Below are 22314 nucleotides of genomic sequence, written 5' to 3'. Positions count from 1 at the left end.
AATTCATGTTAACTTTGTGTGTTATGCTAGTTAAATTCGAGAAATAAATATGAATGTTAGTAGCCCGAATAAAATTTTAAAAAGATGGTTGACATTTAAGATTATGGTGTTATGATTATAAACAATTAATATAAAGTTAAACGGCAATGAGAAGGGGAGTAGGTTATTTCCACGCACGCAGAGAGTTCCTGGTTGGTGAAAAGGAATTGTACGGAAGTTTCACGAAAATCACCTTTGAGCGGAAGATGCGATGAGTGTCTTCAGGTTGTACCCTCTATAGTACTGACGTATCGCCCAAAGTACAGCTTTGGGCCGCACGTGACAAAGGCTGACTGTTATTTAGTTGGCGAAAAATAGGTGGTACCGCGGAAACGCCCTATGAGGATTTAGTCCTTGTAGGGCGTTTTTAATTGCTATTTAATTTTTTGAAAATTATTATGAGGTGATTACTATGAATCAAGGAACAACATTATTGACATTAGACAACGGCTACCATTTATTTTCACGTAAAGAGGGTGAGGGCCCTGTAAAGCTTCTTTGTGTTCACGGCGGTCCTGGGGGTAATCATGAAGAATTTGAAAACTTTGCTCAAAACCTTACTGACAAAGGTGTCGAAGTTTATACATATGACCAATTAGGTTCTTTTTATTCTGACCAACCTGATTTCAGTAAAGAAGAAAACCGGCACTTTTTGACCCTAGACTATTATCTTGAAGAACTTGAAGAAGTTCGGCAAAAACTAGGTTTGGATGATTTCTATCTTCTTGGCCATTCCTGGGGAGGACTTTTAGCACAAGAATATGCCTTGAAATATGGCCAACATCTCAAAGGGTTGGTATTGATGTCAATGATTGATAATATCGAGGAATACACACCGCATGTTAACAAACTTAGAGAAGACCTCTTTTCCGAACTAGAAGTTAAATACATGCGTGATGTTGAAGCCGAAGAAAATTTTGACGATCCAATGTATCAACAGCTTTTGGACAAGTTATATTCGCTTTATGTGACTCGGCATCCTAAAGTTAAGCACATGATTAGTACTATGGCAGCGCCTGTTTACAATCATTTCCAAGGTAATAATGAATTTGTGATGGTTGGGACTTTAAACGGTTGGGATCGGCGTGCTGACTTACATAAGTTGGAAATGCCAACGCTCTTAACCTTTGGGGAATTTGATACGATGCCATTAGATGCGGCCCGTCGTATGCAAGATACCCTACCAAATTCACGTTTGGTATTGACTCCGGATGGTGGTCACTGTCACAACGAGGATAATCCAGCAGCCTTTTTCAAGACGTTATACCAATTCTTAGCTGAAGTCGAAGATGGTACCTTTAAAGGTGCTTAATTAGGGAGGAAAGCTTATGAAGTTAAAGAAAATGTTATTATCAGCGCTTGTCGTTAGTGCAAGTGCTAGCTTATTAGCTGCTTGTTCATCTAATAAACAAGAAACGGCTGAAAAGAATCAAACCTTATATTTAATGCAAACGAGTGATATTCTTTCCTTGGATAATTCTAACATGGCCAACTTGGCACAATGGAATGTTTTCGAACAATCCATGGAAGGTATGTATCGAGCAAATAAAGATGGAGAGTTAATTCCAGCTATGGCCAACAAGGTAGTTAAACCAACAAATGGCGGGAAGACCTATACCTATCACCTACGTAAGAATGCTAAGTGGTCAAATGGTGACCCCGTTACTGCGCAAGATTTTGTGACTTCTTGGAGACGTTCCGCTGCTCCAACAGCTAAATCTGGTTACAACTACATCTTTACAGGAATTAAGAATGCAACCAAGATTTCTAACGGGAGCTTACCAGCATCTGAATTAGGGGTTAAAGCATTAGATAAACATACCTTACAAGTTGAGCTAGAATACCCAATGCCTTACTTCAATAAAATGATGGTTTTACCAGCATTCTTCCCCCAAAACACTAAGTATGTGAAGAAGTATGGTGATAAATACGGAACCAATAGTTCACGTTTAGCATATAACGGGGCTTTCCAAGTTAAAGGATGGACAGGAACCAACGAAAAATGGACTTTAACGCGTAATAGCCATTACTACGCTAAAGACCAAGTTCATTTAAAGAAAATTGCTATGCAAGTAGTTAAGGACTCTAATACAGCTCACCAATTGTTCCAAGAAAATAAGCTTGACGAAGCACAAGTAACGGGAACAACGGCTCAAGGTTTACAAAATGATAAAAACTTGCACCACGTCAGACGAGCAGGAACCTACTACTTACGATTAAACCTGGAACAAAATAAAACCTTTAGTAACCAGAAATTACGTCAAGCACTGTATCTTGTCTTGAACCGTAATCAATTAGCTAACAAGGTTCTTAGCGACGGATCTAAGGCTGCAGATACGTATGTTGCTCCAGGATTGGCCAAAGACCCAACAACTGGTAAAGACTTTGCTACAGAAATGAAACCAAGTGAAACGCATAATGTGGCTAAGGCGAAGAAGTTGTGGCAAGAAGGTTTGAAGGAGTTAGGCAAGTCTGAAGTGACATTGACAATGGTAACTGATGACCAAACGGTATCTAAAAATATCGGTCAATTTGTTCAATCACAAGTTGAGACTAATTTTAAGGGTGCAAAGGTTAGCGTAACATCAGTGCCAAATAAGAACGCAAGCGACCGAGTAAGTAGTGGTAAATTTGATATGCAATACACACTTTGGCTAGCTGATTTTGCTAATCCGGTGAGTGATTTTGATGTTTTAACTTCAACTAACCCACAGAACTATGGGAAGTACAATAGTACTGCTTATGATGATCAACTTACTCAAGCTAAAGTCAATGGTAACAATGAAAAGGCCTTTTGGACTAACATGCGTAATGCTCAAAAGCAATTGAATGGTGACATGCCAGTTGTACCTTTATATACTATGACTGAAAGCTACTTGGTTAATCCTAAATTAAAGGGTGTTCTTTACCACACAGTTGGTGAAACAGATTACACTCGTGCATACTTTAATAAATAGAAGGAGATAACCTAACTCTCTAATAAATTTTAAAAATAGCCATAGTAAAAACCTTAAGAGATTAACGTTTTTGGAAACGTAATTTCTTAAGGTTTTTAAATTACAAAACTTATCTCTTACTTCGATTGATAACAAATCTCAGTATTGCTTTTCCTACCCCATCACCATTATTACTTTCAGTAATTACATCAGCAACCTCTAACAACTTAGGTGTTGATTCTTTAACCGCTACCCCAATTCCGGCATATTTTATCATTGGAATATCTGGGTCAGAATCTCCGATTGCCATAGTTTCCTCTGGTTTAATGTCTAACTTTTTACTAATTTGATTTATAGCCCAACCCTTGTTGACACTTTTACTTACAAAATCAATATAATATGGTTCAGATCTAGTAATACTCAAGTTTTCATAATATTCCTTAGGAATATTACTTTGCAATTTTTCGATAACTTGTGGCTCTGCAGCAAACATTAACTTTAGAAAATCCTTTTTTTGAGATAGTTCTTGAAGTTGCTCAAAAGTCCTATAGTGTATTGGTAATTTATTCTTATAAGATTCAAGCGTAGCATACAAATTTATATCAGAATCTGTAGTGTATGCGTCTTCTGCTGTTTGTGCCATCATAAATATTCTCTGGCCTTGTATTGCTGTGTGACTGAATTTTTCAATTTTAGCTATATCTTCAAAGTTAATAGTATTTTTAGCAACTATTTTACCACTAGTAGATGTAATCATCCCTCCATGAAAAATTGCTACATACTGATCATCTTGATTGGATAAACCTAACTGTTCTAAATACTGTTGCGTACTAACTAAAGGGCGCCCAGTAATAAGCGCCACTTTAATCCCCTTTTGTGTCGCTTGTTTAATGGCATCAACTGTAGTGGGTAATAATCTTCTATCATCAGTTATCAATGTTCCATCTATATCAATGGCTATTAATTTTATATTTGACATGATTAAGCACTCCTTTTTTTGATGGATCCCTACATTACAATCTATAGATATGACATTATCTAAACTATTCCCACATCATCTTACAAATTCCGTAATTCAGTCACAATTTCTGCATATGACTGTTCCTTACCAAAAATGGCGGATGTTCCTAATACAAAATTATTAATGCCTATATTCTTATATTTTTTTATCCTCTGTGGAGAGATATTTCCATCAAGGCCTATTTCAAACGTAAACTCATTTTCTTTCCTTAGTGCACAAACTTGCTTAATCTTTTTGTCCATACTCTCAATAAATCTTTGACCAGCAAATCCGGGATTTACTGTCATTATTATAACTCCATCTATATGTGGAAGTAGTTCTGAAACCATTTCTATAGATGTTTCGGGGTTTATAGCAATTCCTGCCTTGCAACCATAATCTTTTATTTTTTCTAAAGTTGTTAGTGGAAATCTATCTGCTTCAGGATGAATATATATTATCTGAGCACCTGCTTCAGCAAACAATTTAACATGCCTAATAGGATTTTCAATCATTAAGTGTGCGTCAAGTGGTAAGTGGGTAAGTCTATTAACACTAATATAGTCTTCCAATCCAAGTGCAAAATTGGGGACAAAATTTCCATCCATAATATCCATATGGAGTAAATCTACACCTGCTTGTTCTAAATCTTGAATTTCTAAGTCTAACTTAGTAAAGTCCGCACACATCATTGATGGACATAAGTTAATTTTACTCATAATTATTTCCTTTCATAACAAAATAACTACCATAATATCAGAAAATATGGTAGTTATATTAGTCATTAATTTTTATTTACGGTCATAGAGGTAAATAAATTAATCACCATTTTTATTTTGTGTAGTTACATGGTTATATAATGCCTTACCAGCCTTAACATCTTCCCAAGTACCAATCTTTACACCCTCAGAATAGTAACCATCTAATGCACCATCACGTTGTAATTTTGTTTGTTCCAATGCAACTTTGGAATTCCATTCCGTAATGTCAACATCCGCAAGAGACTTGTGTAAAGCCGTAACAGGGTCCATATCTTTACCACCTGAAGTAAATAATGTACCATGGGAATTAAGTAAAAATCCGTTACGTAATGCTTTATCTCCAAGTTTCTTAACTTCATTAGATACATATTCTGCTAATTCTTCAGAACACATTGGGTGCCACTCTAATGTTCTAATTTCTTTTAACTTTTGAGTAGCTTCTGTCAAGTTAGGCATATTTAAACCTGTTGTTGCCCAAAACATTGATTGATCAGCATGGGAGTGGAAGACACATTTAATGTCAGGATTTACATCATAAATCGCTTCATGCATATTAATTTCACGAGTAACTTTTCCGTTACCTGAAATAACTTTTCTAGTGTGAGGTTCGATAACTAAGATTTGGTCCGCAGTTAGATGCCCCAAATATGCTTCTGACATCATCGTTGGTGTCATTACATAGTATTCCTTACCTTCTTCATCTTTCACACGAATACTGATATTACCACCAACAATATTAGTATCACGTCTTTCCATGACTGTTCTAACAACTCTTGCTAAATCTTCACGTTCATATTCAAAAGGAATTCGACCTGCTGGAAACTTCATAGTGTAACAACCTCTCTTTTTAATATTTCTTTTTTAATTCACGTAACTCTTTCAACTGTTTTTTTGCTTTTCTTTTTTTCTCTAAATAGCCAGGGAAAAGAACGTTACTACCTTTTTTATTTACTAATAATCCTAGGATAATGACAAAAATATTTACCCAATACATTTTCGTAAAAATTGCCATTACGAATAGTAGAAATGTTAAGAAACTAATAAATGTCCAAAACTGCCTAGTCTTTGTCATAACAATCTTCCCCCCTAATAAAGTTTACTTTTCTTCCAATTTCTTGTACTTATTTGCTGGAATTGGTTCTTTTTGGAATCTAAGGTAAAGTAATGCAAACAAGGTAAGTAAAGCGACAAAACCAATAATTGCCCAAATATTACCACGACCAGCCCATGATGCTAGGAATCTAAAATCTGGTGCTTCAATAGAACTCCATGAAACTTCTGAACCAGAAGGAACCTTAATGGCTCCCGTACTCTTTGCTAATTTTGTAAAGATACCTGCAAAGTATGTCGACCCGTATAAGAACAATGGCTCATAAATGATTCCTAAAACAATCATACGTAATAAGTTACCACCGGTTAAGAGTAAACCACCCACACCAAGACAGTAGTTAATAACACCAGCTAATGGTAAAATTTCATTGCCTGGTAAGATAGCCGCAAACACAATTGAAATAGGAATCAAGAGAACCATAGTTACCCATAATTCAGTACTTTGTCCTAAAATTGGCCAGTCAAGGCCAATAACAAACTCACGACCTTTGACATGCTTCTTCATAAAATCGCTCATCGTAGTACCGAACGGGGTTAAAGCATCCATGAAGAATTTAGCCATAACTGGGAAAATAGCCATAACCGCACCTGTTGTTACAGCAAGGTTCAGTGAATTTGCAATACCATATCGCCCAACAAGGCCAAGTAATAATCCAATAATGGCACCCATAACAACTGGCTCACTTAGGATACCGATTTTACGCTTTAAAGAGTCGGCATCCCATTCTTTATTAAACACTGGAATAAAGTCCATCACTTTGTTAATGGGACTCATAATAACAGCAGTAAAAGTTTCGATGTGGGTAACAGTTACCCCTTCGTAACCCAGCATATCTTTGATTTCCTCAGACCACATATCACCGAGCTTCAAAGAAATAACAACTTGAATACCAGCTACAATAAATCCCCATAACATGTTCCCAGAGAATTGGTAAACAATGTAACCAGTTAATGCAATTCCCCAAACATTCCACATATCTGCATTCAAAGTTTTTGTCATTTTACCTAGTAACATAATTAAGTTAATGCCTAATTCAATGGCAAAAAATGCAAATGCCAATGGCCAAGCCCATGTAATAGCAGATGCACCAGTCCAACCAAAGTCAACAACGGGTAAATTAATACCTGTATTCTTCGCCAAAGCCTTAGCTGCTGGACTTACAGCTGCAGTCAACTGATTGATAGCTAAACTCATCCCAATGAAACCAGTACCTAAATACAATCCTGAAAGTAATGCCTTAGATAGTTTCATACCAAATATTAAACCTAAAATAGCAATGAATATTGGGATAAGAACTGTAGATCCAACACCAAGAACTGCTTGCACTATGTCATTCCAATTCATATTTATCACCTCGAGATTTTAGTAATATTAAAAAAGCATAAGAATTATATTTTATGTTTTTCAACAACCTCCTTTACTTTTTCATTTGCTTCATCTTGGCCCATTCCTGTTAACCAAGGTAAACCCACCATTCCGACAACATCATTTTCATCAAGCGTTTCTTGAAGCTCTGCATCAGCCGGTGCAATTCCAACATAAATAATAACGCTAGGATCGTTTTCGATAGTAGACTTAGCCGTTTCAATTGGCTTTGGGGTAGCCTTAGCATACCCATCTAATCCAACAGATGCTAAGTATTCATTCAATTTATTTGATACTTGGGGACTAGTTGCAACACCTGAACCACAACAAACTAAAATAGTTTTCATAATTAAACACCTCGTTAATCTTTAAAAGTTTCTGTAACTAATTCATACATTTTTTCTTTTGTATCAGCATTCTTAAATTTTTCTACAAATGCACTATCCTGAAAGGCAGCCATCATACTTGCTAATAACTGAGGTTGCTTAGAACCTTCCTTTATACCCAAGAAAAGGAAGTCACGAGTTGACATATCCGCTGCGTCGCCCATTTGCTTAACATTAAGTACTTCCTTATTTCGTGCAATATAGATAAATGGTTTTTTGATATATTTACTATCTACATGTGGTAAAGCAACCGAAATCTCTGGAAATTGAAGTCCCGTTGGATAGGATAATTCTCGCTTTTCAAGTCCAGTAATGTACCCCAGTTCTGCTACACCCCCTTCAATAGCCCGCATTCCGACTAAATCAAAGAGTTGTGCTTCATCAGAAACTAATACATTTAAGTCAATTAAATCAACATCAAACATATCCTTAATCATAAAATCATCTCCTTTTAAATTTCATTTGTTTCCGCTTACATACTTTATTATAATCAAAAAAAAAAAACAATCCTTTTTTTGATTATTTTTGATTTTTTATTTACGAACTTGAACGTTTAACTTTGTTATATTATAATAAAAGACATATATTAGAATATAAAAAATATAAGAGAGGTGTCCAAAGATGATTAAAAATGTTCGTTTAAATAAAATAATAGATATCATCAATTTAAACGGTGGAACAATGTCTACCTCTGAAATTGCGTCAACTATAGGCGTATCTGAGGTTACCATTCGGAGAGATTTAAAAGAGTTAGAGCAACAAGGAAAATTAATTCGTGAACATGGCGGAGCTTCCATTATAGAAGAACCTCAAAAACATATTGAATTTTCAACTGATGAGAAAATGTTGCGAAATATAGGAAAAAAAGAAGAAATTGGGAAAAAACTTGGTAAGCTTATTCCAGATAAATCAACTATATTTCTTGGTGCAGGAACCACACTATTACTAGCAATTCCTTATCTAGTAAAGAAAGAGTTAACATTTATTACAAATAGTTATCCTGCCTTTCAAGCATTATTAGAATATGATAATAGAGTCATTTTAACTGCTGGAGAACTGTACAAGAAAACAGGTGAATTCCTAGGAGAAATTGCAGAAAACTCATTTAATAGCATTAACATTGATTATGCTTTATGTTCAACAAATGGTATTAGTGAAAATAAAGTAACTACTAGTAATTCCCAGCAAGGAAGTATCCAGTCTACTGCAATGATGTGCTCAAATAAGAAAATTATCGTGGCTGATACTTCAAAAATTGGTAATTTAGATGTGATTACTTTTTCTAATCTGGATTCTTTTGACTTTCTTGTCAGTGACGATGATTGGGATGCAGAAGTCAAAAAAAAATACTCTCAATATATTGAAATTAAATAGAATGTGAAAGGAAGTTTATTATGATTATTACTTTAACTATGAATCCCTCTGTTGATTATCTTTATAAATTAAGCACCTTATCACCAGGAAATTTGAATAGAGTAGAGTTAGTATCAAAAATGGTTGGTGGGAAAGGAATAAACGCGGCACGTGTATCATCAATTCTAGGTACAGATACTATTGCGATGGGAGTAATTGGTGGCCAGAATGGTCAATATATAGAAAATGAAACTTCTATCGATAAATTTACACCGAAATTCATTAAAGTAAAAAATGAAACGAGAAATTGTTACGTTATTCTTGATAAAAATAACAACAAAACTGAAATTAATGAATATGGTTACCCCATTGAAACAAAAACAATTTCTCTAATTACAAACAACATTAGAGAAATTCTTTCTAATGAAAAGGTATCTATTATTTCTCTTAATGGTAGTTTACCAACCAACTGCCCTTCTGATTTTTACAATAGATTAATAAAGGATATTCGCTCTATAAATAAAGACGTGAAGGTATTACTCGATACATCTGGAGATGCATTGAAAACTTGTTTAAATTCTAAGTATCTTCCCAATATAATCAAACCCAATGAAGTTGAAATTGCTAATTTACTCGGTATTTCTGTAACTACTGATGTTAAAATACTAAAGGCTAAAATTGAAAAAAATGACTTATTGTCAAAAATTCCAATTATTTTTGTTTCATTAGGTTCACAGGGATCACTTGTTAAATATAATCATTCTTTTTATAAAATAACGTTTCCTAAAATAAACGCTGTCAATACACAAGGATCTGGTGACTCTACTGTTGGTGGTTTGTTATCTGCAATTGATATGCAGAAAGATGAAAAAGAAATTATTAAGTATGGTTCTGCCGCCGGTACAGCTAATGCATTGAATATTAAAACTGGTTTTATTGATATAGAAGATTTTAAAAACTCATACGATAATGTAGAAATTTCAATGATTGGAGAATAAACTATGGAATACGAAGTATATTACATTAGACATGGACAAACGTTGCTCAACCTTTCTCATCGTATGCAAGGTTGGTCAGATTCACCATTAACAGAAAAAGGTATTCAAGATGCCGTAGAAGCTGGACAGTTGTTAAAAAAAGAAAATTTAGAATTTTCTAAAGTATACTGTAGTGATACAAGTAGAGCCTACAATACTTGTAAAAAAATAACTGAATTATGTAATATACCCCAAAATTCAATAAAACCAAGCTCTTTGTTCAGGGAACAATGCTACGGTTATTTTGAAGGACATAATATTGATGAAACATGGAGGATTATCGGTCTTCCATATGGACAAACCAAGTTCCTTGATCTTGTGTCTGAATATGGTATTGATAATGTTCGTAATATGACCAAAAGTGCTGATCCAACAAAATTGGCTGAAAATGCTGAAGATTTTTGGACGAGAATTAACAAAAGCTTTAATTTAATTAGCTCCTCAGTTAAAAATAAAGAAAAAGTTCTTGTTGTATGTCATGGTACGCTAATTTTTAGTCTAGTTAAAAAATATGGAAATGGTATCGACAAAAATATTGAGCCTAAAAATGGTTCAGTCACTAAATTAGTGTTTAAAGATTCTAAACCCACTGTTGAATTTTACAATAAGACATTCTAACTCAAATGATAGGTTGGATTACAGAAATTGTCATCTTTACACATACCACTAAATTTAATTAATCATATAACCAAAATCCCTTCGACTAAGCAAGTCAAAGGGATTTTGTAACTATTCGTTAAACACCATTCTTTGCCTAACCAACCTCTGATATTCCTCAATCCCTATCATCTAGTATGCACAATCTCATAGTGTTCCTGATAATAAAGATTGATGCCTGGTTTTCAATATAACTTCGACTCAGCTATCCTGACCTTTTTTGACAGTACACCCTTCAATATATTCTCAACAAGTAACTTCTTGAGTTTTCTTTGATTGCTTTAACCAGTATTAAGTATCTTTCATATAGATATATCTTTTGTGCGTGAAAATTCTAGATAGGAAACTTATTGTAACCTAACTGGATATATTTATACCATATCTGCTTTATACTAGAGTAATTGAGATAATTAAATAAATATCACTAAAATACTAAGATTCATGAAAAATAGCTGTTATAATTGATGCTTGACGATTTAATTTTTTAGTATTCTCCTGCAATAATATAGTGACTATTTTTAGACAAAAACATAAAACTAGAATCATATTTTAATTTTTTAACCCCTTTCAGTCACTTTTACCTTGCAAGGTTATGCTAAGAAAGGCATAATAAAGTTAAACTACTTGTATCGAATTTTATTTAGAAAGGACTGTTTTTATGCGCTCATTTGAAGCCGATCAAAATTTTATTAAGATTTTAGAAGCCGTGGTCCGCTTTGGCAGTGTCAGCAAGGCCGCCGAATACCTTTTTATTTCGCAGCCTTCCCTCAGCAAGAAGATTAAGCAGCAAGAAGATTCCTTAGGCGTTACTCTAATTGATCGGCGCCACCACCCCATTCGTTTGACTGAGGCTGGAGAATTTTACCTCTCGAATTTAAAGCGCTTAACCACTCAATACGCTGCTGTTTACCGTGATTTACAACGAATGTCAAGTTCCAATCATGGACAACTGTCTATTGGAGTAACCCAATCTCTAGGGCAAAAAATTTTGCCCTTGCTTTTACCTCAGTATCATAATGTTTATGAAGACGTAAAACTTACCATCTACGAAGATACTTCAGAAAACCACGAAAATCGTCTTATCAGAGAAAATCTCGATTTATATGTGGGAATCTTACCTATCTACCAGCCCGACATTCATTATGAAACTTTAGCGACTGAACCAGCCTGTTTAGTTATCCCTTACCGCCATCCCAAATTCGTCGCTGGACAAGCTATGAAAAAAATCAAAACAATTGGTCAAATTGAACCTTTCCTTAGAGAGTTTCCCTATATCAGTGCTAAAGAAAATGTTGGTTTTCAAAGACAGGTAACGACCACCTTAGCTGGGCAAGGAATTATCCCTGATAATATTCTTCAATCTAACAGCTTACCAACAATCGCTAAATTAGTCGAACGGGGCTTAGGGGCTTCGATTATGCCTCAATCTGTCTTAAATTTAATTGATACTGAGGCGGTTAATATCTATCAACTACCAGCTGACAAACTCAGCTATACTTTGGTGGTGGCTTACAAGGATACCGTGGATTTAACTTCCCAAATGAAAGCTTTCATCCGTTTAGCCAAAGGAATCGGTCCCGCCTTGCTTAAATAAAAATTAATTATTTTTTTAAATCGTAATGGTAACCATTAAAGTCTAAATCAACGCATCTATTTAAATGTCTAAATCGTAATTACTTTTGACCTTTGTCTCAACCGCTTGACAAAGGTTTTTTTCTCCTTTAATCTTTAAAAAGTAATCATTACGAATCACGTAGATAAATTTTTAGAGGAGTTAAAAATGTTGAAAAAATTATCTTTAGCTTTAAGTTTAATTGTTACTATATGCTTTGGTCTAAGTCTTAATGCTTCTGCCCAAGCTGCTAAAACTCAGGTTATTACCACAACTGACTTCTATGGCGAAGTCGCCCAAGAAGTCCTTGGTTCCAAGGGAAAGGTAACTTCAATCATTAATAATCCTAGTACTGACCCCCATGACTTTGAGCCAACCACTAAAACTGCTAAGCAAGTAGCTCAAGCTGACCTTGTCATTTACAACGGTATCGGTTATGATAGTTGGGTTAAGAAACTTAATGGCAAGAAATACCTCGCTGTTGCTTCCCTAGTTGGAAAAAAAGATGGCGACAATGAACACATTTGGTATGATGTGCCCGCTATGATTTCCTTAACGGAAAAGTTAGCCACTTACTTCAGTAAAAAAGACGCTAAAAACGCTGACTACTACCAAAAAAATGCTCAAGCCTACATCAAAGAATTGAAGCAGCTTACCACTTTAGAAACAAACATCGCTAAGCAAGCTAAAGGACAAAAAGTAGCGGTTAGTGAACCTGTCTTTGACTATGCTTTAACTTCTATGGAATATAAAGTAGCCAACAAACACTTTGCTAAAGCTACGGAAGATGAAAGCGACCCTTCCTACTCTGACATTAAAAAGTTGCAAACTATGATTAATAAGAAGCAAATTGCCTTCTTTGTCCAAAATACTCAGTCTGATAGTAAGGTTATCGACAACATGGCTAAATTGTGTCAAGAAAATGACGTGCCAATTGTTAAAGTTACGGAAACCAAACCCAAAGGTAAAACCTACGTCCAATGGATGACACAAGAATTTAAACAAGTCCAAAAAATCCAAAATAACTAAATGCACCCGCAAATATCCGCAGATGTTTGCGGCTTTTGCATTCTGAAAGGAACCCACATGTCTACGTTACTAAAAGTTACCAATTTGACTATTGAGGTGGCTCATCGTCGCCTCTTTGAAAATCTTAACTTCGAATTACCAGCTAATGCCCTAACTTGTATTACCGGAGAAAACGGTGTCGGTAAAACAACTCTGGTTAAGCACCTCCTACGTGACCTTGACCTCAACTATACGAGCCACACAACTTGTCACCTTAAACGGAGCCAAGTCCAATATGTACCGCAACTACGTAACATTGATGATGACTATCCCCTTAGTATCCGTAGCTTTGTCCAATTAGGCTTTAAGTACCATTTTTGGCCTTGGCTTAATCAAGCAATGAAGGTTAAACTTGAACAAGTCTTAGCTGAGACCAACTTAACTAAAATTGCTAACCAACCTTTAGGGCATGCTTCAGGTGGGGAAAAACAACGCGCCTACCTCGCCCAAGCCCTCTGTGCTGATCCTAGTCTTTTAATTCTAGATGAAGCCACCGCTAGTTTAGACCGTTCTAGTAAGCACGAATTACTCAAATTACTCAAGCAAATCATGGCTGACCGGAACTTAACCATTCTCTTTATCACCCATGATCCTGAGTTAATTGCAGCTTATGCTGACTACGAATTAAACCTGGATAATCACACGGCCACGGTTACTAAGAAAGGATAATTAAGCAATGTTTACTTATGATTTTATGCGCTATGCCTTTATTGCTGGTATCTTTATTGCCCTAATTTGTGGGGTGATGGGCGTCTTCGTGGTAGCGCGTCAAACCTCATTTTTCACCCACACCCTCTCAGAAATTGGTTTCTCTGGAGCCTCTTTTGGAGTCTTCCTCGGAATCTCACCCTTAGCAGGCATGTTACTATTCACCTCCGCTAGTGCCATCTTAATTGGTCTTTCCGGTGAAAAGGTGGGGCGGCGCGAAGCCTCTATCAGTGTTTTTTCCGGACTCTTTTTGGGACTAGGGATTCTCTTTTTATCTTTATCAGATAAACAATCTAGCTATGCCACTAGTATTTTATTTGGGAGCATTGTCGGTATTAATGAAAGTTCGCTTTACACTCTAGTGGGTCTTTCAGTGATTTTATTATTAGTTGTTTCCCTCATGTTTCGACCTTTAGCTTATAACTCCTTTGACGGTCAAGGAAGCGAATATAACCAACGCTATAACCGTTTAATTTCGATTATCTTCCTAGTACTCCTAGCATTAACCATCAGTGTGGCAGCTCAAATTGTGGGTTCACTTTTAATTTTTGTCCTCCTAACCATCCCAGCATCCGCCGCCAAATACTACACCCACACCATGGGAAAGATGATTAGTTTGGCTACCGGGTTTGCACTTTTTGGAATTTGGTTAGGCCTTTACCTTAGCTATTTAACTGATTTACCCGTCTCCTTTTTTATCACGGTTATTGAAGCTTTAATTTATGGCTCAGCCATTCTCAAGGAATACCGTAATAATCAACATAAATAATTCAGTCCCCACCTGGGGGCTTTTTTTGCGTCTAACTTTAGCTAGAAATTAATTATGTACTATGGTATATTATTCTCCGTAGGGGTAGGAAGCCTTGCGTAACGGGCCTATGGAACGGAATGTGAACATAGGCAGAATGGTCCATGACCGACGTTTGGTTTTCGCATTCACCATCATAATTGCATAAATTTTTTGGTGCTTGGTCTCCCCCACAAAAATTAATTTTTTTGGGAGATGTTACAATGACAAAATTCTTATCTTTTAAAGGGCCACAAATGAATGTTCGGACCTTAACCTTGGCTGCACTCTTAATCGCCTTAAACGTAGTATTAGGGAAACTATCTGTAGGGTCCGACACCGTCTTTAAAATCAGCCTCGGCTTTATCGCCACTGGCATGATTGGTTACTTTCTAGGTCCTTGGTGGGGCGGAGTTGCCATGGTGGTTAAAGATCTAATCGCTAACACCATTTTTTCTTCAGGCTCGACCTTTTTCCTAGGCTTTACCTTTTCAGCCTTTGTCTCTGGTGTCATCGCAGGTATGATTTTGTACCAGCAAAAAGTCAGCCTCAAGCGTCTTTTCGCTTATGAATTTGTGCAAATTCTCGTGACCAATGTGTTCTTCACAACCTTGTGGATTAACATTTTATACACGACACCCTTTATACAGTTACTAACCGTCCGTTTACCCAAGGAAGTTATCTCTTGGCCTATTGAAGCCATCATTTTATTCCTGGTCTTACGCGCTGTTAGTCGCTTAAACTTACAACAAAAATCAGGCTATTAAAATAGAACCCGTCATACCAAGTTTGGTGTGACGGGTTCTTTTAAAATTATTTTTGCTTCTTGGCAGCAAGTACATATGGTAAGGCTAGGAAGAAAATAGCTCCAATCATGTTACCTAAACTTACCCAGAAAAGGTTGTAGGCAAAGCCACCCAAAGTAATGTTTTGGCCCATAGGAGCTAATAAACCTGCCGTAATGACGGTCATATTAGCCACACTGTGTTCAAAACCGGTGGTGAAGAAAGCTAACAGACACCAGAAAACCATAATCAGTTTAGCTGCATCATTTTTGGTTTGGAAGCCAGACCAAACGGCCAAGCAAACAAGAATGTTACACAAAACCCCGCGAGCCAATAGGGCTTCAATTCCTAAGTGAGTTTTCATGAAAGCAGCGGCTGCTAAAGCTTTTGCCACTCCTTCAACTTGGAGACCACAAGCATTAAAAATCAAGGCCAAAATTACCGCCCCGCAAAGGTTACCTAACCAACATACAAACCACAGATATAACGCGTCCAAGAATTTATTTTGCTTGGTGAAAAGGCCAACCCCTAAGACAAAGTTATTGCCTGTAAAGAGCTCTGCGCCAGCAATAATCACTAAACTCAAAGCCACCCCAAAGCAGAGTCCCATGATTAATTTGGTAGCTGGGATACCTTGTAATTGTCCACTTACGGTAAAGGATAGTAAAATCCCAAAACCAATGTACATACCAGCCAAGCAAGATAAGAGGAAGTAACCAAGTGGATTATTATGTAAAAGAGCTAACTTCTTATTAGCAGCTCCCTTAACTGCTTGAATTGATTCTTGATACATCAAACCACTCCTTTGTGTTATGTTTCACATTCATCCTACCACTTTTGTAGGCGATTTCACCATTCAATTTTCGTTATATTTTTGCCAGAAAAAAAACTCGTCCGACATGAACAAGTTTACTTCTTAATTATAGTTGACCAATTCCTCTTTGATAAGAATGATTGTAGACTGAGAAATCATGGTCATGAAGTTGTTTAGCAGCTTGCGCCGGCCAATTTGGTTGGGCAATTAATTCTCGCCCTACTTCAATTAAATCAGCTTGGTCGTTTTGGAGTAGATATTCTGCTAATTCAGGACTCTTAATTAGTCCTACCGCCGTTACTGGAATCTCAACTGCCGCTTTAATTTTAGCAGAAAAGTTTGCTTGATAACCACCATAAATTGGGAAATTTGGACTCAAAGGTAAGACCCCACCCGTTGAAATATCCAGGCAAGCTACTCCCAATTCTTCTAACCAACGGGCTATTGTTTGATAATCAGCCAGACTATTACCTTCTTGGGCATAAGAAGAAACAGATAAGCGCACCCAAATTGGTAACGAAACCGCTGCTTTAACTTCGGCCACCACTTCTTTTAAGAAACGGAAGCGCGCTGCCAAGGAACCACCATAAGCATCTTGACGGTGGTTGGTCATTGGTTCCAAAAATTGGTTAATTAAGTAGCCGTGAGCGCCATGCAATTGAAGCATGTCGTACCCGGCGGCTTCCGCCCGTTTAGCTGCAGCCACGAAAGCAGCCTTGACTTCTTCAATATCAGCTAAAGTCATTTCCTTGGGCGTCTTAAAGGAACCCTGGTCATCATAGTCTAACGCCGTTGGGGCTAATGGTTGCGTGGCATCTTTTGCCTTACGTCCGGCGTGGCACAATTGTACGCCGACTTTGGTACCGAGCTGGTGGAGTTCAGAAACCATCTTAGCCAAGGCTTGACCTTGAGCATCATTCCATAAACCGAGGTCATTTTTGGTGAGGCGACCTTCCGGAGTAACGGCCGTCGCCTCCTGGATAATCAGTCCCACGCCCCCAATAGCACGCGCTCCATAATGAGCGTGATGGAAACTCGTTGGTAAACCATCTTCAGCTTGCACATCATACATACACATAGGTGGCATAACTACCCGATTTTTCAAGTCTAAACCTGCAATTTGGACAGGTGAAAGTAATTTTGACATGATAATTTCCTCCATTTCAATTTACTTATTTATTATAAGTCTTTTCTTTAAACCACGCAAAATTATGCACAAACAACTCTAGTGAATTCAAACTATAGCTTAGCTTTGTATGATATAATGGAGTCCCTTGGCAGGGGCAAATAGTAATATTTTCCACGGTCCCTACTTTTAGGGGCTATTTTTTATGAGGTGATTTTTATGACAAATCAATTAAACCACATTTTTACAGCTATTAAGGCTGATTCGCAAAATCAAACTTATACTCAGGCTGGGATTAATCCGCTTTACTCTGCCTCACCTGAAGCTAGAATTCTTATTGTTGGACAAGCTCCTGGGCAAAAAGCCCAAGACAGTCAAATGGTCTGGAATGATAAAAGTGGGGACCGCCTTCGAGAGTGGCTTGGTGTGAGTCGCCAAGAATTTTATAACAATCATAAAATTGCTATTATGCCAATGGACTTTTACTTCCCGGGGCATGGTAAAAATGGTGACTTACCACCACGCAAAGGATTCGCGCAAAAGTGGCATCCCCAATTGCTCGCTGCCATGCCAAAGATTGAACTTGTAATTTTAGTCGGAGCCTACGCCAACAAGTACTACCTCAATCTCAAGAGTTCCGTCAAACTTACAGATGTAGTGCGAAACTATCAAAACTATCTCCCCCGCTACTTTCCTTTAGTTCACCCTTCGCCACGCAATCAAATTTGGTTGGCTAAGAATCCTTGGTTTGAAGCCCAGGTTATTCCTGAACTCCAGGCCTTAGTTAAGCGTATTTTACGGTAAAGAAAAAAGGACTGGCCGCTTGGTCAATCCTTATTATTCTAAATTTAATTTTGATTAGTTTTTGATTCAATAATGACAAAGCCATATTGCCCTAAACGATTTTCATTGTCAACCAAATTCTGACTTAAAATCAACTTAGTATTCTTAGGCAATTGGAAACGAATACTTCCTATTCCCAAGTTAAAGAGGACAAAAATCTTCTTATCACCAAAAGTCCGTATGAAACTAAAGTAGTTGTAACGGTTACTGTATTGGCTCCATTCGAAGTTCCCATCGGTTAATACGTCTGCGTACTCATGACGGAAATTATTTAAAAGACGTAAATAACGTTTCATCACATCATTTTGCTTTTCTTCTTCCCAGGAGAGGTTTTGCCGGTTGTTAGGTGCTTCCATCCCCGCCATTAATTGTTCTGTTCCATAAAGAACCACCGGAGTCCCAACTTGCAGATAATTAAAGGCCAAGATGGCCCGTAATAGTTGCGGATCATCATGAGCTTGACTCATTAAACGCGGACTCAGAGGAGTGTCTAACACATTAAACATTCCTTGGTTAGTTTGGCGACGGTTGCGTAAAAATTGAGCATTTAAAGCGGCAATAAATTCACCACTACTTTCTTCTTTTTCGCTAAAGTAACTCTTGATAACTTCCATATGTGGGTAGTTAACCGCCCCGTTAAAGACCGGTTGGCCGATATGATTTTGGGAGGTTTGAACATTTTCACTCAATAAGTAAATATCCGGCCGAATCTTCCGTAATTTCTTAGCGATTTTGGCTTGGAAAGCTTGAGGAATATCATCACCGTGGCTCAAACGCCAAGCATCAATATCAAATTCTTTCACCCAGTAAGCCAAGACACCTAAAAGATAAGCTTGAACTTCTTCATTTTCCAAATTCAACATTGGCATATGAGGGTTATTAGCGAACATGGCATAACTAGCCTGCCGGGCGTAATTAGGGTCGACTTCCAAACTATAGGTTACTGGAAACTCATAAATCCTAAACCAACTAGCGAAACGGGAGTGGGCCCCATTTTTTCGCACATCTTGCCATTGTAAGGACGCATCACTTAAATAGTTAATCGTCGCTTCTAACATCACATGAATCCCCATTTCATGAGCTTTAGTTACTAATTGGGCCAGGTCTTCTTTCTCCCCCAAACTAGAGTCCACGTTAAAGAAGTCAATGGTGTCATACTTGTGGTTAGAGTAGGCTTTAAAAATTGGCGTCAAATCCAAACCGTTAAAACCTAAATCCGCAATGTAATCCAGATTTTGCACCAGACCTTGTAAGCTTCCATTTAAGCTGTTAGCTGATGGTTTTTGGTCGCTTAGTTCTTCAAGGGATACCTCTTTACCTTGGGCAAAACGGTCCGGAATTACTTGATACCAAGTTGTTTGTTTGAGCCAGCCAGGAATTGTTAAAACATCGCTGATATTTAAATAAGGCGTCCGGAAACCTTTAATGTTGGCCCGATTCTTTTCGCTATAGGTGGTTAATCGTCGGTCATCATAGAGATATTGACGGTCATCAGCACTCTTAATACGAAAGGCATATTCCAAGTGGCGGCTTTCAGGCACAGGTAAATCAACTTGCCAGTAGTCCGTTAAAACCCCTTTTAACTGGCGATGCATTGGTTTAGTTTGATACGTCCAAACCTCCTGATTATTTTGAGTTACACGGCGATCATAGGGATCACCGTAAAAAATTTCAATTGCTTTAATATTATTATGTTTAGCCCGCAAAGAAACACGCAGCACGTTCTCATTAATGAGGTAGGCCATTTCACTTGCAGGACGATGGATAACTGCAGATAATTCCATATTCGAACCTTCCTTGCTTTCCAGGCTATCATGATCCCTGAATTTTTCTCACTATCTTTAGAGTAATCCATTTACCCACCGCTATGCAAGCGCTAAAATAACTTTTGTAGTAGTTTTTTATAGTTTTCTTAAATTAAAGTAAAAATTATGTGTTTTCGATTAAAAAATAATTGACTTTAGCTTTTTATACTTTTAAAATTGAGTTGTTAGATTATATTACACGGTTCTTTGAGAAAGGATGTTTTTTGATGACATATGTTGATGAAGTATACCAACGCGTTGTGGACCAAAATCCTGCGCAACCAGAATTCCACCAAGCTGTCAAAGAAGTGCTTGACTCGCTTCGCCCTGTAATCGAAGCCAATGAAGCTCATTACCGCAAGGAAGCTTTACTGGAACGCATTACCACCCCTGACCGTCAAATACTCTTCCGCGTTCCTTGGATTGATGACCAAGGGCAAGTACAAGTTAATAACGGTTTCCGGGTACAATTTAACAATGCCATCGGCCCTTACAAAGGTGGGCTTCGTCTCCACCCTTCTGTAACATTGGGAACCATTAAATTCCTTGGCTTTGAACAAGTCTTCAAAAACTCCTTAACCACCTTACCAATCGGCGGAGGGAAAGGTGGTTCAGACTTTGATCCTAAGGGCAAGTCTGACCGTGAAATTATGGCCTTTTGTCAAAGTTTCATGACGGAACTTTACAAACATATCGGCCCGAATGTCGATGTTCCTGCCGGCGATATTGGAACTGGGGCTCGTGAAATCGGCTACCTTTACGGTCAATACAAACGCCTCCGTACAGCTTACGAAGGTGTATTAACTGGAAAAGGTTTGACCTTTGGGGGTTCCCTTGCACGAACAGAAGCAACTGGTTATGGTTTGCTTTACATTGTTAATGAATATCTCAAAGACCACAATGACAGTTTTACAGGCAAGACCGTGACCGTTTCTGGGGCTGGGAACGTGGCAATTTACGCGATTGAAAAAGCTCAAGAACTTGGTGCTAAAGTCGTAACTACCTCTGATTCAACCGGTTGGATTTACGATCCAGAAGGTATCGATGTGGCTCTCTTAAAAGAAGTTAAAGAAGTTAAACGGGCCCGGCTTACAGAATATGCTGCTGCTCGGCCATCAGCTGAATACCACGAAGGTCGTGGTGTCTGGAGCGTAAAAACTGACATTGCCTTACCATGTGCAACGCAAAACGAACTTCACCTTGAAGATGCCCAAACTTTAGTCGCTAATGGAGTTCAAGTCGTCGCTGAAGGAGCTAACATGCCAACTACACGCGAAGCAACTGACTTCCTTCAAGAAAATAAAATTGCTTTTCTCCCTGGTAAGGCTGCTAACGCTGGTGGGGTGGCTGTTTCTGCCCTCGAAATGAGTCAAAACTCTGAACGTCTGTCTTGGACTTTTGAAGAAGTTGACAGTAAATTACAAGCCATCATGGCCGATATCTACCAAAATATCTCTGCTGCCGCTAAGAAGTACGGCAAAGACGAAGATTATGTAGCTGGTGCTAACATTGCTGGATTCGAAAAGGTCGCTAATGCTATGGAAGCCCAAGGTATCGTTTAAAATTAAATTACAAAATAACAATGCGCCTTGTTGGAGGTGCATTTTTGTTATGTTTGCTACGAAAAAACTCCCAGAAAATTCGGGAGCTTTGTAGGAATTAAAAATGATAGAAAATTTAGCTATAGGATAATAGTGTAAAATATTTTTGCTTCGTGTCGATACATTTTCTTGAACCTTCACAAGAAGGCGGTTACAATGAAAAGGTAGAGTTGTGATAGTATTTCATATCATTGTTTATGGAAAGTAGGTGTTAAAACATGTGCTTCAAGAAATACACATTAACTATTTATTTTACATTGTCAGCAATTCTACTAACATTCCCAATAATTAATAATATAAAATTGTACTTATTTTTTATTATATTTAACTTTTTATTTTCCTTTAGTAGTGAATTTTTAATAAATAGAATTTTCCTATTTAATTCTGCAAAGTATAATTTTATTAAAGGAATCATAGGATTTGTACAGTTAATAATTTCAGTATCATTACTATTATTTATGTAATTTACGCTAATTGCTAGTTTGTAATACTTCCATTTTTTGTAAATTGTACAGTGTTA

General features: G+C 37.3%; 22 protein-coding genes and 1 riboswitch. Of the genes, 12 read left to right on the top strand and 10 right to left on the bottom strand.

The annotated features are described in order from the left end of the window. The first annotated feature begins 451 nt into the window (after positions 1-451). Both FC36_RS06205 and FC36_RS06200 read left to right on the top strand, forming a co-directional pair. Positions 452-1351, top strand: a complete 900-nt coding sequence (locus tag FC36_RS06205; RefSeq protein WP_056986779.1) for a proline iminopeptidase-family hydrolase — start codon at positions 452-454, stop codon at positions 1349-1351. Positions 1352-1367: 16 nt separating this feature from the next. Beyond that, positions 1368-2996, top strand: coding sequence for a peptide ABC transporter substrate-binding protein (locus tag FC36_RS06200; protein ID WP_025020940.1), 1629 nt, complete (start codon positions 1368-1370; stop codon positions 2994-2996). A gap of 109 nt (positions 2997-3105) precedes the next feature. Here the strand turns inward: FC36_RS06200 and FC36_RS06195 are convergent, their stop codons facing one another. The 7 genes from FC36_RS06195 to FC36_RS06165 all read right to left on the bottom strand — a co-directional run bounded on the left by FC36_RS06195 (position 3106) and on the right by FC36_RS06165 (position 8035). Continuing rightward, positions 3106-3954 carry a Cof-type HAD-IIB family hydrolase gene (locus FC36_RS06195; RefSeq protein ID WP_035188295.1) on the bottom strand — a complete coding sequence of 283 codons (849 nt, stop codon included), beginning with the start codon at positions 3952-3954 and terminating at the stop codon, positions 3106-3108. Positions 3955-4034: 80 nt separating this feature from the next. Continuing rightward, positions 4035-4694: a ribulose-phosphate 3-epimerase gene (gene rpe / locus FC36_RS06190; protein ID WP_025020942.1), complete on the bottom strand. Its 660-nt coding sequence runs from the start codon at positions 4692-4694 to the stop codon at positions 4035-4037. A 99-nt stretch (positions 4695-4793) separates the two neighbouring features. Further along, positions 4794-5564: a class II aldolase/adducin family protein gene (locus FC36_RS06185; protein ID WP_056986778.1), complete on the bottom strand. Its 771-nt coding sequence runs from the start codon at positions 5562-5564 to the stop codon at positions 4794-4796. Between the two features lie 19 nt (positions 5565-5583). Then, positions 5584-5808: a hypothetical protein gene (locus FC36_RS06180; protein WP_035188298.1), complete on the bottom strand. Its 225-nt coding sequence runs from the start codon at positions 5806-5808 to the stop codon at positions 5584-5586. Between the two features lie 24 nt (positions 5809-5832). Then, positions 5833-7191, bottom strand: a complete 1359-nt coding sequence (locus FC36_RS06175) for a PTS galactitol transporter subunit IIC (protein WP_025020943.1) — start codon at positions 7189-7191, stop codon at positions 5833-5835. Between the two features lie 44 nt (positions 7192-7235). After that, complete coding sequence (locus FC36_RS06170) at positions 7236-7559, bottom strand: PTS sugar transporter subunit IIB (RefSeq protein WP_025020944.1); 324 nt, start codon at positions 7557-7559, stop codon at positions 7236-7238. Between the two features lie 14 nt (positions 7560-7573). Then, entirely contained in the window at positions 7574-8035 is a 462-nt protein-coding gene (locus FC36_RS06165; protein ID WP_025020945.1) for a PTS sugar transporter subunit IIA, read from the bottom strand. 184 nt (positions 8036-8219) lie between these two features. On the opposite strand from FC36_RS06165, the gene FC36_RS06160 reads away from it, so the two are divergent. The 8 genes from FC36_RS06160 (at position 8220) to FC36_RS06125 (ending at position 15587) form a co-directional block, all read left to right on the top strand. Beyond that, the gene (locus tag FC36_RS06160; RefSeq protein WP_025020946.1) at positions 8220-8972 is read left to right on the top strand and encodes a DeoR/GlpR family DNA-binding transcription regulator; all 753 of its coding nucleotides are present in this window, start codon (positions 8220-8222) and stop codon (positions 8970-8972) included. 20 nt (positions 8973-8992) lie between these two features. Then, on the top strand, positions 8993-9949 hold the full coding sequence (locus FC36_RS06155) for a 1-phosphofructokinase family hexose kinase (protein ID WP_025020947.1): 957 nt from the start codon (positions 8993-8995) through the stop codon (positions 9947-9949). Between the two features lie 3 nt (positions 9950-9952). Beyond that, positions 9953-10606, top strand: coding sequence for a histidine phosphatase family protein (locus FC36_RS06150; protein ID WP_025020948.1), 654 nt, complete (start codon positions 9953-9955; stop codon positions 10604-10606). Between the two features lie 697 nt (positions 10607-11303). After that, entirely contained in the window at positions 11304-12239 is a 936-nt protein-coding gene (locus FC36_RS06145) for a LysR family transcriptional regulator (RefSeq protein WP_056986777.1), read from the top strand. Between the two features lie 186 nt (positions 12240-12425). Further along, positions 12426-13286, top strand: coding sequence for a metal ABC transporter solute-binding protein, Zn/Mn family (locus FC36_RS06140; protein WP_025020950.1), 861 nt, complete (start codon positions 12426-12428; stop codon positions 13284-13286). 57 nt (positions 13287-13343) lie between these two features. Then, positions 13344-13994, top strand: coding sequence for an ATP-binding cassette domain-containing protein (locus tag FC36_RS06135; protein ID WP_025020951.1), 651 nt, complete (start codon positions 13344-13346; stop codon positions 13992-13994). Between the two features lie 7 nt (positions 13995-14001). Continuing rightward, positions 14002-14802, top strand: coding sequence for a metal ABC transporter permease (locus FC36_RS06130; protein WP_056986776.1), 801 nt, complete (start codon positions 14002-14004; stop codon positions 14800-14802). Positions 14803-14880: 78 nt separating this feature from the next. After that, a riboswitch (THF riboswitch) is annotated at positions 14881-14977 on the top strand. Positions 14978-15044: 67 nt separating this feature from the next. Continuing rightward, positions 15045-15587 carry a folate family ECF transporter S component gene (locus FC36_RS06125; protein ID WP_023859970.1) on the top strand — a complete coding sequence of 181 codons (543 nt, stop codon included), beginning with the start codon at positions 15045-15047 and terminating at the stop codon, positions 15585-15587. Positions 15588-15633: 46 nt separating this feature from the next. Here the strand turns inward: FC36_RS06125 and FC36_RS06120 are convergent, their stop codons facing one another. Beyond that, positions 15634-16398 (bottom strand): formate/nitrite transporter family protein, encoded by a 765-nt coding sequence (locus FC36_RS06120; RefSeq protein ID WP_056986775.1) that lies wholly within the window; start codon positions 16396-16398, stop codon positions 15634-15636. Between the two features lie 127 nt (positions 16399-16525). Next, positions 16526-17566, bottom strand: a complete 1041-nt coding sequence (locus FC36_RS06115) for an oxidoreductase (protein ID WP_025020952.1) — start codon at positions 17564-17566, stop codon at positions 16526-16528. Positions 17567-17764: 198 nt separating this feature from the next. On the opposite strand from FC36_RS06115, the gene FC36_RS06110 reads away from it, so the two are divergent. After that, positions 17765-18349, top strand: coding sequence for a uracil-DNA glycosylase family protein (locus FC36_RS06110; RefSeq protein ID WP_023859967.1), 585 nt, complete (start codon positions 17765-17767; stop codon positions 18347-18349). A 44-nt stretch (positions 18350-18393) separates the two neighbouring features. On the opposite strand, the gene FC36_RS06105 is transcribed toward FC36_RS06110, so the two are convergent. Continuing rightward, positions 18394-20172: an alpha amylase N-terminal ig-like domain-containing protein gene (locus FC36_RS06105; RefSeq protein ID WP_056986774.1), complete on the bottom strand. Its 1779-nt coding sequence runs from the start codon at positions 20170-20172 to the stop codon at positions 18394-18396. Between the two features lie 248 nt (positions 20173-20420). On the opposite strand from FC36_RS06105, the gene gdhA reads away from it, so the two are divergent. Continuing rightward, positions 20421-21755, top strand: coding sequence for an NADP-specific glutamate dehydrogenase (gene gdhA / locus FC36_RS06100; RefSeq protein WP_056986773.1), 1335 nt, complete (start codon positions 20421-20423; stop codon positions 21753-21755). The last annotated feature ends 559 nt before the right edge of the window (positions 21756-22314 follow it).

The sequence above is a fragment of the Ligilactobacillus equi DSM 15833 = JCM 10991 genome (genome assembly GCF_001435735.1).
In the GTDB taxonomy this organism is placed as follows: Bacteria; Bacillota; Bacilli; order Lactobacillales; family Lactobacillaceae; genus Ligilactobacillus; species Ligilactobacillus equi.
The sequence above is the reverse complement of the archived record's forward strand: the minus strand, read 5'-3'. Positions and strand labels throughout refer to the sequence as shown.

Coding starts and splice junctions, on each gene's coding strand:
- FC36_RS06105 (WP_056986774.1), bottom strand. CDS start 20,172: ATGGAATTATCTGCAGTTATCCATCGTCCTGCAAGTGAAATGGCCTAC.
- FC36_RS06205 (WP_056986779.1), top strand. CDS start 452: ATGAATCAAGGAACAACATTATTGACATTAGACAACGGCTACCATTTA.
- rpe (WP_025020942.1), bottom strand. CDS start 4,694: ATGAGTAAAATTAACTTATGTCCATCAATGATGTGTGCGGACTTTACT.
- FC36_RS06200 (WP_025020940.1), top strand. CDS start 1,368: ATGAAGTTAAAGAAAATGTTATTATCAGCGCTTGTCGTTAGTGCAAGT.
- FC36_RS06145 (WP_056986777.1), top strand. CDS start 11,304: ATGCGCTCATTTGAAGCCGATCAAAATTTTATTAAGATTTTAGAAGCC.
- FC36_RS06140 (WP_025020950.1), top strand. CDS start 12,426: ATGTTGAAAAAATTATCTTTAGCTTTAAGTTTAATTGTTACTATATGC.
- FC36_RS06155 (WP_025020947.1), top strand. CDS start 8,993: ATGATTATTACTTTAACTATGAATCCCTCTGTTGATTATCTTTATAAA.
- FC36_RS06195 (WP_035188295.1), bottom strand. CDS start 3,954: ATGTCAAATATAAAATTAATAGCCATTGATATAGATGGAACATTGATA.
- FC36_RS06150 (WP_025020948.1), top strand. CDS start 9,953: ATGGAATACGAAGTATATTACATTAGACATGGACAAACGTTGCTCAAC.
- FC36_RS06160 (WP_025020946.1), top strand. CDS start 8,220: ATGATTAAAAATGTTCGTTTAAATAAAATAATAGATATCATCAATTTA.
- FC36_RS06110 (WP_023859967.1), top strand. CDS start 17,765: ATGACAAATCAATTAAACCACATTTTTACAGCTATTAAGGCTGATTCG.
- FC36_RS06175 (WP_025020943.1), bottom strand. CDS start 7,191: ATGAATTGGAATGACATAGTGCAAGCAGTTCTTGGTGTTGGATCTACA.
- FC36_RS06120 (WP_056986775.1), bottom strand. CDS start 16,398: ATGTATCAAGAATCAATTCAAGCAGTTAAGGGAGCTGCTAATAAGAAG.
- FC36_RS06170 (WP_025020944.1), bottom strand. CDS start 7,559: ATGAAAACTATTTTAGTTTGTTGTGGTTCAGGTGTTGCAACTAGTCCC.
- FC36_RS06115 (WP_025020952.1), bottom strand. CDS start 17,566: ATGTCAAAATTACTTTCACCTGTCCAAATTGCAGGTTTAGACTTGAAA.
- gdhA (WP_056986773.1), top strand. CDS start 20,421: ATGACATATGTTGATGAAGTATACCAACGCGTTGTGGACCAAAATCCT.
- FC36_RS06125 (WP_023859970.1), top strand. CDS start 15,045: ATGACAAAATTCTTATCTTTTAAAGGGCCACAAATGAATGTTCGGACC.
- FC36_RS06180 (WP_035188298.1), bottom strand. CDS start 5,808: ATGACAAAGACTAGGCAGTTTTGGACATTTATTAGTTTCTTAACATTT.
- FC36_RS06185 (WP_056986778.1), bottom strand. CDS start 5,564: ATGAAGTTTCCAGCAGGTCGAATTCCTTTTGAATATGAACGTGAAGAT.
- FC36_RS06130 (WP_056986776.1), top strand. CDS start 14,002: ATGTTTACTTATGATTTTATGCGCTATGCCTTTATTGCTGGTATCTTT.
- FC36_RS06165 (WP_025020945.1), bottom strand. CDS start 8,035: ATGATTAAGGATATGTTTGATGTTGATTTAATTGACTTAAATGTATTA.
- FC36_RS06135 (WP_025020951.1), top strand. CDS start 13,344: ATGTCTACGTTACTAAAAGTTACCAATTTGACTATTGAGGTGGCTCAT.